Consider the following 14,589-nt stretch of genomic DNA (forward strand, 5'->3'; position numbering starts at 1 on the left):
AGTTTACTATGGTTAAATATGAATTTCCAAAAGATTTCTGGTGGGGGTCAGCTGCGAGTGGACCACAATCTGAAGGTCGTGTTTCAGGAGATGGAAAAGCTGATAATATTTGGGATGCTTGGTATCAAGCAAGCCCTGAAAAGTTCTTTAATCAGGTTGGACCCGAAAATACATCAAGGGTTTATCAAAAATACCAAGAAGATATCTCTTTGATGAAACAAACAGGTCATAATTCATATCGGACTTCAATTCAGTGGTCACGTTTGATTCCAAATCCATTCACTGGAGAGGTTAATCCTGAAGCTGTTACCTTTTATAACCATTTAATAGATGATTTAATTGCCGCTGGAATTGAACCTTTTATGAACCTTTACCATTTTGATATGCCAATGGTGTTACAAGAAAATGGTGGTTGGTTAAATCGTGAAGTTGTAGACTTGTATACGGACTATGCAGAAACTTGTTTTAAATTATTTGGCGATCGCGTTAAAAAATGGTTTACTCAAAATGAACCGATTGTTCCAGTTGAGGGTGGGTATTTATATGGATGGCATTTACCTGATGAACGTAATTTAAAGCATGGTGTCCAGGTGGCTTATCATGAAGCATTGGCAAGTGCTAAAGCAGTTGAAAAGTATCATTCACTCAATTTAGGTGGCACAATTGGGATTATTTTAAATTTAATGCCAACGTATCCAAAAGATGAGACAAATCCAGCAGATGTTAAAGCAGCCAAATTTGTTGATGGATTCTTTAATCGTTCATTTTTAGATCCCGCAATTAAAGGCACTTTCCCTCAAGATATTGTTGAGTGGTTGCATGAATATGACTTAATGCCAATCTATCATCAAAGTGATTTAGATGTTATTAAAGAAAATACTATCGATTTATTAGGCGTTAATTATTATCAACCAAGGCGAGCAGCGGCGAAAATAATTAAAGCCGAACCAGAAGGTGAAAATGGCTGGATGCCTGAAGATTTTTATACAGTATACGATATGCCTGGAAAAAAAGTTAATCCTTATCGTGGCTGGGAAATTTATGAAAAAGGAATTTATGATGCACTAATCAATATTAAGGATAATTATGGTAATATTGATTGTTTCATCTCTGAAAATGGGATGGGTGTTGAAGATGAAGCCAGATTTATTAATGCAGATGGGCAAATTAATGATGATTATCGAATTGAATTTGTTCAAGATCATTTGAAATGGGTTCATAAGGCACTTGAAGAAGGTAGTAACGTTCATGGCTACCATATGTGGACATGTATGGATAATTGGTCATGGTTAAATGCTTACAAGAACCGTTACGGATTTATTAGTGTTGATTTAGATAATGAAGCAAAACGCACAATTAAGAAGAGCGGTTACTGGTTTAAAAAAATGACAGAACAAAATGGATTTAATGACTAAAAATGGAGGCGAATGACTGATGGAAATGGAAATGAAATTAAAAATGCCTGCAGATTATCTATTTGATCAAATTATGGAGTCCGTACTATATGATATTAAAGATCAGACAGGTCAGAAATTAACAAAAAATCAATTAGAGGGTTTTGCGTTCACGAAAAAGTTTTCAAAAACACAATCAGCTGCTTTAAAAGTAACAAAAATAGTTGAAAACGAAAGTTATCATTTTCAAACGGATAACAATCGTAATAAATTTGATGTAAGTTACGATATTAAGGTAATTGATGATAAACGTTGTTTGTTAAGTTATAAAGAAGTCATGACTTCTAAAGGCAAGATGCAACAAATGAATGATGCCTTCATGAGTATTCTTATGAGTTTCTTTAAGAAGAGAAATTTCAAAAAAATGCTTAAACAAATTGAAAATAAGTATGCAACTAATTAGACTAAAAATAAAGAAGCAAACCGTATTTATCGGTTTGCTTCTTTATTTTTAGTCTAAAATTTCAACACCAATACCGATAACACCAGGGCCAGCATGAACACCAAGAGCAGGTGATGCATCGCCAAAGTAAAAATGTTCAGCATTTGGATACTTAGTTTTTAAGGTTTCGAAGATACTTGCTGCTAAAGGCTCATTATTACCATATGCAACGGCTATATCGAAATGAAGAGAATCGCCAATCTTATCATCAACGAGTGATAATAATTTTTTTAGTGCAGCTTTTTCGCCTCGAGCTTTTGCAATAGGATAATAAATACCATTTTCATCACATGAAATAATTGGTTTGATGTTTAAGAGATTCCCCATAAGACCAGAGACACGTCCAATACGGCCACCAACTTGAAGATAGTGTAGGGTTGGTAAATAGAAAAAGACACTACTTCTATCAACCGCTAGTTGAACCTTTGTGACAATTTCGTCAAAATAATTGCCTTCTTTAATTAAGTTTGATGCTAAAATACCAGCTAATCCACCACCAATACCAACATTTTTTGTATCGATGACTTCAACAGTTAATGATGATAATTTGGCGAATGTTTTAATTGAATTATAAGTACCAGACAAACCGCTTGAGATCGTTGTTGCAATAACATGTGTATAGCCATCGGCTTTAATTTGGTCAAAAACGTCGTTAATTGAGCCACCTGAAGGCGTTGCGGTTGTTGGAATCTCAGTCTCCATACGTTCATAAACTTCCGCAGGTGAGATAGAGATACGATCTAAGTAAGTTGCATCACTGAATGTAATTAAAATAGGGACCATATAAATATGTTCCTGTTCCATAAATTCTTTAGGAATATCCGAACCTGAATCTACTAATACTGCTATTTTTTCTTTACTCATCATTTAATTGGCCTCCTTCATTAATATAACTAATTTTTCACTGATAATATGATTAATCACGGCACTTGCAGCCGTTCGTTGTTCTAATTCAATGATTGTTGTTTCAGTCGTGACGGGCTTTAAGTTGGTATCAAAGGTTAAAGATTTAAGTTGTTCGTTAAAAATTAAAGCGAAGTTCATGTAAGCATCTTCAGATGAGTTATCGACTAAAATTTGGTCGATACCATTCTTGATAACATCTAACGGAAAAGCAGATTTTAAAACAGTAATAACAATGATTGCTGCTAAATGTTCCTTGCGATATCTTTTTTTGATGGGTTTAAACATAACTTCTTTTTTTACGTAATTATTGACCATTGTAGGTGTTACAGGCATTAAGTGTAATGGCTCTAAGTATTGATTAACAAGTTTCACGGATTGATCCATATAAAGGTCTAATTCCGGGAAATCTTGCCAATCAGGTAATGTAATTTTCTTTAAGCTATCTAGCCAATTTAAAAAAGATGATGGAACTTTTTGGCTCAAATGATAACCCCCCTTAACGTAATATCTTTATATTAGCATTTACATCTAGAGTTGTAAACTAGATTTAACTGTTTCTTAAAGTATATAAAAATAGCATGTTTATATGAAGATAAAAGTTGTACACTATAAGGGTATTTAATAATGAGAAGGAGTGAATTATTTATGATGGAACAAGCATGTACAACAATTTTAGTTGGTAAGAAGGCCACAATTGATGGCTCAACGATGATTGCTAGAAATGATGATACGTTTTTGCCTATTACACCACAACGATTCTTGATGTACCCTGCAGTAACCGGACGTCATGAAACGTTAACTTCGAATAAAAATGGGTTTACTGCACCATTACCAGAAAATGGGTATCGCTGGACAGCAACACCTAATGTTGAGGTATCCAGCAAAGGTGTCTTTGATGAAAGTAGTATTAATGAAAAAAATGTTGCAATGAGCGCAACAGAAAGTGTCTATGCGAATGAACGTGTTTTAGCATACGATCCTTTAATTAAAAATGGTTTAGCAGAAGATTCATTACAAACAATGGTTGCACCTTATATTAAATCAGCAAAACATGGTGTTGAATATTTAGGGGCTTTAATTACAAAATACGGTTCACCTGAAGGAAATGGTGTCTTATTTAGTGATAAAAATGATGTTTGGTACATGGAAATTGTTACCGGACATCACTGGATTGCACAACGTATTCCAGATGATGCTTATGCTGTTGCAGCTAATCAAGTTGCTATTCAAGAAATTGATTTTGATAATACAGATAACTTTATGTGGTCAGACGGTATCCGTGAATATGTAGAAGAGCATCATTTAAACCCTGATAAAACAGGCTGGAACTTCCGTCATATTTTTGGAACAGACACAGAAAAAGATCGTCATTACAACACACCTCGTGTCTGGTATGGTCAACGTTGTTTGAATCCAGAAATTAAGCAAGAACCAACTTCAAGTGAATTACCATTCATTTGTTACGCAAATAAAAAAATCAGTGTTGAAGATGTGACTGCTATTTTAGGTTCACATTACAATGAAACACAATATGATCCATTTGGTCATGGTGCTGATGAAGATCGTTTACGATTCCGTCCTATTTCAATGAATAGAACACAAAATGCACACGTTCTTCAATTGAGAAATAATGTTGATGATGCACATTCTGCATTAATGTGGATCTGTTTAGGTGTTCCAGCATTTGCACCATTTGTGCCATTCTACACGAATGCAACAGACACAGACCCAAGTTACAGCGAAACACCGTTAACACTAGATATGAATAGTGCTTATTGGATGTATCGTACGGTTTCGATGTTAACAGAATCACATTATTCTCATTTTATTCAAGAAAATGTTGATTACTTAAAGGCATGTCGTCAACAGTTGAAGACGATGGTTGCTGATATTGATGCAGCATCTACAGATATGAGTGGGGATGAATTAACAAACTACCTCACACAACAAAATTACGCAATTGTTGCTGATATGCGTGAAAGAACGATGAACATGATTGGTCAATTCATTACTGAAGGATTAACATTATCTAAATTAACATTTAACATGGATGCTAATTTATAAAAATAATATTTAACATGGATGCTAATTTATAAAAATAATATTTAAATACTTTGTACGCAAAAAGGCGTAATTCCAATATAACTTTGGAATTATGCCTTTTTGCGTACCCACATATATTAAGTACAGATAATTATTTTTAATGTAAGTTAGTTCATAAGTGTGCCAGTTTAATTTGATTCAAAAACAAAATAAGAGCGTTTATTAAATTCATTTCTTGATTTTGAGTACTCGATGGCGTGACCATTCACAAGCCAAACAATTTGTTCTACTTCTAATATTGGCGTTTGTTCAACAACGTTTAAATAATTGATATCTAATTCAGTGGCTTGTCTGGCTTGTATTTTTCTAGACATACCTGACATATTTAACCCTAACGTATTTTTAATATAACTATATATGGAAGTTTCCAGTACGGATTTTGATAAACCTGGAACTAATTTAACAGGCATGTACGTATCTTCCAAGATGAAAGGATTTCCATCTAAAAGTCGGAGTCTAATAATATGGTATGTTGGCTCTTCTGCACTAATATTTAAATGAGTTTGAACCTCTTTTTGAGGGAATACAACTTCAAACTTAATGACGTGACTTGTTATTCTGTCCCGTCCTTCTTGTTTACTTAATCCATCAAAATTATCTGCCGGTGCATCAACGCTATTGATAAGAGTCGAGGGACCTATAACAACTGTTCCAAAACCAGATTTTTTTAATATAAATCCTTCTCGTGCTAAGTCATCTAACGCCTTCTTTAAGGTTATTGAACTGACATCGAAGCTAGCAGATAATACTTTTTGATCAGGTAAAATGCTACCTTTTGGATATATATTAGAAAGTATTCGTTCCCGAATTATATTTTTAACTAACTCATATTTTTTCATAAATCCCTGTTCCCCCATAGATTTTAATGTCAAATTTAGTATTATTTAAACTTTAGGTGCGATTTTAAAAAGTATATTACTCTGCTTATTAAAAATTAGATCTCAAAAAAAATAGGTATGATGTAACTATTTTAGAATTAGAGAATATTGTACCGATATTTAGTATGACTAATTAATCGGTTAATACCGAATTATAACACTCAACTACCCTCTTTTCTATATAAGTGATAGCCAGAGTTTAATAAAACATATATCTTTTGTATAACAAAAGTATTGTTTTATTATACAAAAGATATATAATAGTAAATGAAAGCGATTTCTTAGTTAAAAAATAATTTATTAGAAGAAGGGTTGATTGATATATGATAAATGAAAATAAGATGCCTAAAGGTTTTTATTGGGGTAATTCTGTATCAAGTATGCAGACAGAAGGAGCATGGCAGGCAGATGGTAAAGGGCTATCAGTTTATGATATCCGTGACTCAGATAAAGGTGTATCCGATTGGCACGATGCGATTGATGAGTTTAACAGATATGAAGAAGATTTGGATTTAATTGCAGATATGAATATGAATATGTATCGCATTCAGATATCGTGGACTCGAATAGTACCTGATGGTGATGGAACTATCAACGAGAAAGGTTTTGAGTATTATGACCGATTAATTGATGGGATGATTAAGCGTGGTATTGAGCCAATGGTTTGTCTCTATCACTTTGACATGCCGTTAGCGTTGGCCCAAAAGCAAAGTGGATTTCTATCTCGTAAAACTGTTGATGCTTTTGTTAGGTTTGGGAAAGTCGTTATTGATCATTTTTCAGACAGAGTTAAATATTGGATTACATTTAATGAACATAATCTATACTTCACTGATGAAACATTTCATATTTCTGGATATACCAAGACGGAAAAAACAATTGACGATATGTATACCATATTCCATCATACGATGATAGCTCACGCACAAATTGCACAATATATTCATGAACAATATAAAGAACTTAAGATTGGAGGTATGTTGGCATATACACCAGTTTATCCAGCAACGACTAATCCAAAAGATTCTTTTGCAGTAAGAAAACAAAATGAATTTATTTATGAAAATCTAAATTCGTTATTTGTCGGACAATCATATTCTCCTGAAGTACTTAAATATATAGAAGTGAATAATATTCAAATGGATTTTAAAGATAGAGATAAGCAATATTTAAATAAAATTAAATCTGATTTCATTTCCTTTAGTTACTATCGCACAATGGTCATGGATGCTGATAAAATTCCAAGTGACGAGGCACCAAATAGATATATGAATTATAGTGTAGAAGAAAATACTTATTTATCTAGTAGTGAGTGGTCATGGAATATTGATCCCTTAGGATTCCGAAATGTAATTACAGATTTGCATAATCGTTATAGATTACCTGTATTTCCAATTGAAAATGGAATTGGCATCAAGGAGCACAGGGACAGCACAAATATAATCCAAGATGATGCTCGAATTGAATATCATAAAAGTCATATTAAGGCTATGAAGGATGCAATGTTTATTGATGGTGCTCAAGTTGTGGGCTATCTGGGTTGGGGATTAATTGATATTCCTAGTTCACATGGTGACATGGAGAAAAGATATGGTGCAGTTTTTGTTGATAGAACAAATCATGATTTGAAAGATATGAAGAGAGTTCCAAAAAAATCATATTATTGGTTTAAGGATATCTTAGAAGAGAATGGAGAAAAAATATAATGGAAAATAAAACTGAAAATAAAGCAAACACGTTCATTACGAATAAGTTATTACCTATAATTATGAAATTTGTGAATACAAAACCTATAAGGGCTCTGCAAGATGGAATGGTATACGCATTACCTTTTATTATTATAGGATCCATATTTTTAATTTTGTCCAATTTCCCGGTGCCAAGTGTTGCAGATGCGCTTAAAGATTCAGGTTGGTCAGCATTTTTCACACAAGCATATACAACAACATTTGGTATTTTATCTATCTGGGCGGTAGTTGGTATCGCGTACGTATATGTTCGTAATGAGGGATATGAGGCATTACCCGCTGCATTGACAGCATTATCATCTTTCTTGATGTTACAGATGCTCCAAGTGGCCGCACCTTTAGCCGGAGTAATGGGTAAAAATGGAGCAGGTATTGTTAACAGTGCTGGTAAAGAGGTCCTAAGTGGTTCTGCAATAACAGAAAATATAGACAAATTACCTCATTCGCTTCAATCATTCATGCAGTCGCCAGTTAATGGTGTAATTAACATTAGTTGGTTGAGCGGTCAAGGAATGGTGGCTGCAATTATTGTAGGTATTTTGGTAGGTTGGGCATATACAAAAATGATTAAAGCTGGTTGGAAAATAACACTCCCAGAACAAGTGCCAACTAGTGTTGCTAATCAATTTACTGCCATGATTCCATCTGGTGTTATATTAACTGTTACTATGTTAATCTTTGCTTTAATTAAGACAGTGTTAAATACAGATATGTTAAATCTCATTTATAAGATGTTAGCAGCACCTATGCAAGGACTATCAGATTCATTAATTGGGGCTATATTGATTGCCTTCTTAGTATCATTCTTTTGGTTCTTTGGTGTTCACGGAGGACTGATTGTCGGTGGAATTGCAGGAGCCTTCTTAATTCCTAATACTTCTGGAAACGCTGCTTTATATCAAGCTGGTAAATTATCGTTAGGTAACGGGGCACATATTGTTACTAATGAATTTTATAATAATTTTATTAACTTGACGGGATCTGGAATAACCATCGGACTAGTTATTTTCACACTAGTTGCAGCTAAATCTGTTCAGCTTAAAACAATCGGTAAAATTGAGCTTATTCCAGCTATTTTTAATATTAATGAGCCTTTTCTTTTCGGATTACCTTTAGTTATGAATCCATTTTTAGCTATACCATTTTTCATGGTACCAGTTATTGTAGCAATCTCTACTTATGGGGTAATTTATTTCGGAATTGTACCACCTTTAAATGGTGTTGCGGCACCTTGGACAACGCCAGCAGTTATTTCAGGATTTTTAATTGGAGGTTGGAAGATGGCCTTATGGCAAGCGGTAACGTTAGTAATATCAGCTGTCGGATACTATCCATTCGCTAAAAAATATGATCAATATTTATGTAATCAAGAACAAGAGCAAGAATTAAATAATAAAGCAGAGTGAAAGGAATAAAAAATCATGGAGAAAAAAATTATTATGTTAGCTTGTTCAGCTGGTATGTCTACATCTCTACTAGTATCAAAAATGCAGGCGGCAGCTTCTAAGCAGAAAAAAGATTATGAAATATTTGCAACATCAACATCAGATGTAGACCATCAAATTGAAAGTGTTCATCCGGATGTATTGTTATTAGGGCCACAGGTCAGTTATATGAAGGAAGAAATTAAAAGTAAAACTGATGCTGCTGGAATTCCTATGGACGTCATTGATATGCTAGATTATGGGATGATGAACGGTGAAAAAGTATTACAAACAGCAGTAAATTTAATTGCGGAATAAAATAAATTTAGTGAAATGGGGATGAAAAATATGAATGATAAAGATATGACTGTAATAATGGGAATTATTATGGAATCGGGGAATGCGAAGGGATTTGCCGCTCAAGCAATCCGCATGGCTGAGCAGTCTGATTTTTCTAAATCTGATGATTTTATGAACCAAGCACAAGAGGCGTTAACTAAGGTGCACAATATCCAAACTACTTTGTTAACAAAAGAGGCCAATGGTGAAAAAACGAAACTTAATTTGTATTTGATACATTCGCAAGATTGGCTAATGACGAGTATCTGTTATATTGATTTAGCTAAAGAAATTATAACTATGTATAAATCAATTAAAAAAAACGCCGTATAAAATGACGCATTATAGACGTGCTATGAGAACTTCTTTAATTTAATACGTTTATTAAAAATTATAATTATCAGATACTAAAAATATTAGTCGAATGACTGAAAAGGAGAACAATGGGAACTATATTAGCAATTGATATTGGTGGGACAACCGTAAAGTATGGAGAATGGAAAGAAAATCAGTTCATTTCACGTGGTAAGAGGGAGACCCCTGAGACGTGGAAAGATATGAAAACTTTAATTAAAAATTTATATAATAGTTGTCAGAACGCTGAAGGTATAGCCATTAGTTCTCCAGGATCAGTTGATACGGTAAATGGAATTATTCATGGGATTAGCGCCATCCCTTATATACACAATTTTCCGATTAGGGATGAGTTGGAACAATATTTAGGCGTACCAGTTTCTATACAAAACGATGCTAATTGTGCAGCATTAGCTGAGAATTGGATTGGAAACGCTAAAGATGTAGATGATTTTGTTTCTATTATCATTGGATCTGGAGTTGGTGGTTCTGTAATAATGAATAAAAAATTAAAGGCCGGAAGTAATCTATTTGGTGGCGAATTTGGGTACATGATTTTAGATGTAAATGATGATCGTACTTTCAGTGAGTTGGTTAGTCCAGTAAATCTTGCCAAACAGTATTCTTCAGAAAATAATCGTGAAATTAACGGAAAACAATTATTTGATTTATCTGACTCTGGTGATGATAAGGCATGCCAAATTGTAGATGATTTTTATAAACATTTAGCCGTAGGAGTGTTTAATCTACTTGTATCGTATGATCCTGACCTTGTTTTAATTGGAGGCGCTATATCTGAAAGACCTGGTTTGATTAAAACACTAAATAAATATATTAATCAATTAATCATTGCCAAACGTGCGGATGGCCTTAAGTATAATTTAAAAACATGTTATTTTTATGGAGATGCTAATATGATTGGCGCAATATACCAATATAAAACAAATTTCATAACCTTTAACACTATTTAAATATAAAAAAGCTCATAATTATTAGATTTAGATCTAATAATTATGAGCTTTTTGTATTGAATGTTCTATTTTTTACAGCTATTTATTAATTTCTTCAATAGTACCCTTAGCGTCTTTTTCAACTTTCATATCTGAAATTGAGATATAACCTAATTTCTTGATTAAGCCGTTTTGAATTTTGTCTGATTGAATATAACCAATAAATTTAGCTGTTGCGTAGTTAGGAGAACCTTTAGTATACATATGTTCGTATGACCAAATTTTCCAATTGTTTGTTTCAACATTTTTTGATGTTGGTTTAACGTTATCAATAGATAATGCTTGGATGTTATCTTTTAAGTACGAGAATGCTAAGTAGCTGATGGCACCTGGTGTTGAAGATACCATTTTTTGAACTGTACCGTTTGAATCTTGTTCTTGTGTTTGTTTAGCTGTTTTATTTGGAAGGATACTACTATCAAATACGGTACGTGTACCCGAACCAGAAGCACGATTAATGACAACAATCGCTTGGTCTGCTCCGCCAAGTTCTTTCCAGTTTGTTGTCTTACCTAAGAAAATGTTAGCAAGTTGTGCTTTTGAGAGGTTAGTTACTTTTGTATCTTTGTTGACAACAGGTGCAATACCAACAACGGCAACTTTGTGATCAACAATCTTTTTAGCATCTACGCCGTCTTTTTGTTCTGCAAAAATGTCAGAATTACCAACGGTAACAGCACCTGTAGAAACTTGGCTTAAACCAGTACCTGAGCCACCACCTTGCACGCCAATTGTTAAACCTGAATTATCTGCTTGATAGGTTTCAGCTGCTTGTTCAACTAAAGGTTGTAAAGCAGTTGATCCAACAATAGTAATTTTACCTGTAATTTTTGATGAATCATCTGAAGAAGATGATGATTTACCACATCCTGCCAACAATAAAAGACCCATTGCTGCTATCGAAATAATTGCTGTTTTCTTTCTCATAATTAACTTCCCCTTTTATTTTGTATTCGTATTTAAGAACAACTTCATAATATCAGTTAAATGTTATGGTTCTGTATGAATCGTGTAATGATTTACACCTGAAATTGTAAAGAATGGGTAAAGGTGGAGCGAAATACTTTGCTTTTGTGAGTGTGATTATCTATAATAAAAACCAGCTCATTATGACAGTCTGTCATAAAAACGGAAATAGGGGGAGACAAATTGATTCTAGAAATAAAAAACGTTTCAAAAACGTATAATATGGCTGGTGGTACGACATTCAAGGCTTTAAAAGACATTAATGCTTCTTTTGACAAAGGAGAATTAGTTTCAATAGTTGGTGAATCCGGAAGTGGTAAATCAACATTAATGAACTTAATAGGTGGATTGGATTCAAATTTTGATGGCGAAATTACGTATAATGGTGAAAATATTGGTGATTTTTCTGAAAAAGAACTTGTTAACTTTCATAAGAAGAGTATTGGATTCATTTTTCAAAATTTTAATTTAATTCCTCATTTAAGTTTGATTGATAACGTTGCTATGGCAATGACGCTTTCAAATGTTGATAAATCAGTACGTGTCAAACGTGCTAAAAAATTATTAACAGACGTTGGGTTACAAGATCATATGACAAAGAAGCCAGATCAAATATCTGGTGGGCAAAAACAACGTGTTGCTATTGCACGTGCCTTAATGAATGATCCTGATGTCATTATTGCTGATGAACCAACAGGTGCTTTGGATTCAGAGACAACTGATGCTGTCTTAGAAATTATCAAAGATATCGCAAAGCGTGGTAAATTAGTTTTAATGGTTACTCATTCAGATCGCGTTGCGGCATATTCAAGTCGTGTTGTACGAATTGATAATGGTGCAATTATTTCTGATTCCGAACAAGAACAATTAGAGTTGCATACTAATGAAGATGAATTTAAAGGCGAAACGCCTAAGAATTTAAGTCTATGGTCTGCAATTCGATTAGCTGCACTTAATATGAAAGCTAAATTTTCTCGTAATTTACTTGTTGCTATTGGCTCAAGTATTGGGATTATGTCTGTTGTTTTAATGTTATCGCTTGGAAAAGGGGTAACAAGTTATATAAAGGATACGATGACTAGCTACGTGAATCCCAATGTGACTGAAGTTCATATGAAGGCAAAAACAAGTTCTTCAAGTAGTAGTTCTAAAACAGCAACACCAGCTGCTGGTTCTCAAGCCCAAGCAGCGCAAGCTAAAGAACAACAAAGTCAAATGGCTGCAATTACTGGTCAGACAGGATCATTTTCTAAAAAAGATATTAATAAGTTAACAAATATTAAACATGTGAATGAGCTACAAAAGGGTTATACAGCAATTTCACTAGGTACAAATACAGTTTCATATAAGGATAAAAAAGCTAGTTTGATGCAGTTGGGTACAATGAACTCAGGTATTACAAAATCAAACATTACCAAGGGTACTAAACCAGGTAAGGATGGCATTTTATTAGATAAAACAACTGCAGATTCATTAGGCAAGAACATTGTTGGTAAACAAGTTAAAATTGCGATTGTTTATAACGAAAAAACGATTAAGAAAACGTTCAAAGTTGCCGGAATTTATGAAGCATCTGGAAGTAGCAGTTCAAGCAGTTTAGTTTACTTGAATTACGCTGACTTACAACAATTAGTTGAAGATAATAATGAAACAATTAAACCAAATGTTGTTTATCTTCATACAAACGATAAGGCTAATACGGCAGGTATAAAAGCTAAAGTTAAATCATTGGGTTACACAGGTTCAATTCAAGAAAAAATGTCAGAAATGTTTACTCAAATGTTAGATATTTTGACAGACGTTTTAACGGCCGTAGCTGCGATATCATTGCTCGTTTCTGCAATTATGATATTAGTGGTTCTAAATATATCTGTTGTTGAAAGAACAAAAGAAATCGGTGTTATGAAAGCTTTAGGAGCACGTCGTAAGGATATTCGCCGTATATTTGTTTCCGAAGCGTTCCTAATTGGATTAGCATCTGGCTTAATTGGTGTTGGCGTAACGTATATTTTAGCCTTTGGGTTAAATGCATTCTCAGTTGCAACATTCGATGTTACGATTGTTAAAGTTACAGCTAGTTATGTATTCTCTGGTATTTTAATCAGTGTCTTGATTAGTATGGTTGCTAGTTTCTTACCAGCAAACAGAGCATCAAAACTTGATCCAGTTGAATCTTTAAGAAAAGAATAAGTAAATAAAGTTGCATTTTTAAATAAAGACTAGTAACATGACAAGTTGTCACATGACAGCTTGTCATTTTTTGTATAAAGGAGAAAATATGCCTAAAAAAACGTATTTTAATTTAGATGAAGATAAGCAACAACGGATATTGGATGCTGCTAAAGAAGAGTTCTCAAGAGTACCCCTGTTTGAAGCATCAATTAGTAATATCATAAAAATTGCAGATATTCCGCGAGGGAGTTTTTACCAATATTTCGAAAATAAAGAAGATTTATACTTTTATTATTTTGATACTATTCGACAGAATCAAACTAAAAGATTTGGTGAATTATTAAAACGAAATCAAGGTGATGTCGTGACGACTATGAAGACCTTTTTTTCAGAAACGATTGCGAATACAGTGTCCGGAGAAGATGCTGCATTTTTTAAAAACGCCTTTGTCCGAATGGACTTTAAAATGAGTAGTCGGATGCAGCCACATCATCCTCACCACCCGCATCATAGTGGGAAACAGCCACATTTTGGTGGACCATTTCATCAAAATTTAAAAGCAGATTTTGATATTATGAGTGAAATTGATCGGTCTTTACTAACCATTTCCTCAGATGAAGAAATTAGTTTACTTATGTTTTCTTTAATGAGTCCATTTATGAAAACTATTAATGATTATTTTTCAAAACAAAGAGAAGGTATTGAAATACCTGTTGAAGAGTTACAAAAAGAATATGAAACAATGGCTAACTGGGTAGCTATTGGTGTTTCAAAAAGGAAGGAATAAAAATAA

Annotated in this window: 14 protein-coding genes; 10 read left to right on the forward strand and 4 right to left on the reverse strand. The window is 33.5% G+C overall.

What is annotated here, in order from left to right; genetic code table 11:
- Positions 1-8: 8 nt before the first annotated feature.
- Positions 9-1,415 carry a glycoside hydrolase family 1 protein gene (locus tag AC1RO3_RS00990; protein WP_481760985.1) on the forward strand — a complete coding sequence of 469 codons (1,407 nt, stop codon included), beginning with the start codon at positions 9-11 and terminating at the stop codon, positions 1,413-1,415.
- 19 nt (positions 1,416-1,434) lie between these two features.
- Positions 1,435-1,857, forward strand: coding sequence for a DUF3284 domain-containing protein (locus AC1RO3_RS00995; RefSeq protein WP_481760984.1), 423 nt, complete (start codon positions 1,435-1,437; stop codon positions 1,855-1,857).
- A gap of 48 nt (positions 1,858-1,905) precedes the next feature.
- Here the strand turns inward: AC1RO3_RS00995 and AC1RO3_RS01000 are convergent, their stop codons facing one another.
- Positions 1,906-2,763, reverse strand: coding sequence for a DegV family protein (locus tag AC1RO3_RS01000; protein WP_481760983.1), 858 nt, complete (start codon positions 2,761-2,763; stop codon positions 1,906-1,908).
- The gene (locus tag AC1RO3_RS01005; protein ID WP_481760982.1) at positions 2,764-3,285 is read right to left on the reverse strand and encodes a DUF1836 domain-containing protein; all 522 of its coding nucleotides are present in this window, start codon (positions 3,283-3,285) and stop codon (positions 2,764-2,766) included.
- Between the two features lie 162 nt (positions 3,286-3,447).
- Here AC1RO3_RS01005 and AC1RO3_RS01010 point away from each other — a divergent pair, with 162 nt between their 5' ends.
- On the forward strand, positions 3,448-4,866 hold the full coding sequence (locus tag AC1RO3_RS01010) for a C69 family dipeptidase (RefSeq protein WP_481760981.1): 1,419 nt from the start codon (positions 3,448-3,450) through the stop codon (positions 4,864-4,866).
- A gap of 167 nt (positions 4,867-5,033) precedes the next feature.
- Here AC1RO3_RS01010 and AC1RO3_RS01015 read toward each other — a convergent pair whose 3' ends face one another.
- Entirely contained in the window at positions 5,034-5,744 is a 711-nt protein-coding gene (locus tag AC1RO3_RS01015) for a GntR family transcriptional regulator (protein ID WP_481760980.1), read from the reverse strand.
- A gap of 362 nt (positions 5,745-6,106) precedes the next feature.
- On the opposite strand from AC1RO3_RS01015, the gene AC1RO3_RS01020 reads away from it, so the two are divergent.
- From AC1RO3_RS01020 to AC1RO3_RS01040, 5 genes are all read left to right on the forward strand, one after another.
- Complete coding sequence (locus tag AC1RO3_RS01020) at positions 6,107-7,489, forward strand: glycoside hydrolase family 1 protein (protein WP_481760979.1); 1,383 nt, start codon at positions 6,107-6,109, stop codon at positions 7,487-7,489.
- The gene (locus tag AC1RO3_RS01025) at positions 7,489-8,937 is read left to right on the forward strand and encodes a PTS sugar transporter subunit IIC (protein WP_481760978.1); all 1,449 of its coding nucleotides are present in this window, start codon (positions 7,489-7,491) and stop codon (positions 8,935-8,937) included. Before AC1RO3_RS01020 ends, AC1RO3_RS01025 begins: the two co-directional genes overlap by 1 nt.
- Before the next feature lie 15 nt (positions 8,938-8,952).
- Positions 8,953-9,273: a PTS sugar transporter subunit IIB gene (locus AC1RO3_RS01030; RefSeq protein ID WP_481760977.1), complete on the forward strand. Its 321-nt coding sequence runs from the start codon at positions 8,953-8,955 to the stop codon at positions 9,271-9,273.
- 30 nt (positions 9,274-9,303) lie between these two features.
- Positions 9,304-9,627 (forward strand): PTS lactose/cellobiose transporter subunit IIA, encoded by a 324-nt coding sequence (locus AC1RO3_RS01035; protein ID WP_481760976.1) that lies wholly within the window; start codon positions 9,304-9,306, stop codon positions 9,625-9,627.
- Positions 9,628-9,737: 110 nt separating this feature from the next.
- Entirely contained in the window at positions 9,738-10,619 is an 882-nt protein-coding gene (locus AC1RO3_RS01040; protein ID WP_481760975.1) for an ROK family protein, read from the forward strand.
- Between the two features lie 78 nt (positions 10,620-10,697).
- Here AC1RO3_RS01040 and AC1RO3_RS01045 read toward each other — a convergent pair whose 3' ends face one another.
- A complete protein-coding gene (locus AC1RO3_RS01045) occupies positions 10,698-11,585 on the reverse strand; it encodes a phosphate ABC transporter substrate-binding protein PstS family protein (protein ID WP_481760974.1) in 888 nt (295 codons plus the stop codon).
- A gap of 261 nt (positions 11,586-11,846) precedes the next feature.
- Between AC1RO3_RS01045 and AC1RO3_RS01050 the strand changes: the two genes are divergently transcribed.
- Positions 11,847-13,814 carry an ABC transporter ATP-binding protein/permease gene (locus AC1RO3_RS01050; RefSeq protein ID WP_481761143.1) on the forward strand — a complete coding sequence of 656 codons (1,968 nt, stop codon included), beginning with the start codon at positions 11,847-11,849 and terminating at the stop codon, positions 13,812-13,814.
- A gap of 88 nt (positions 13,815-13,902) precedes the next feature.
- Complete coding sequence (locus AC1RO3_RS01055; protein WP_481760973.1) at positions 13,903-14,583, forward strand: TetR/AcrR family transcriptional regulator; 681 nt, start codon at positions 13,903-13,905, stop codon at positions 14,581-14,583.
- Positions 14,584-14,589 lie beyond the last annotated feature (6 nt).

The sequence above is a fragment of the Dellaglioa sp. CoH-57-MRSF-19 genome (genome assembly GCF_056781975.1).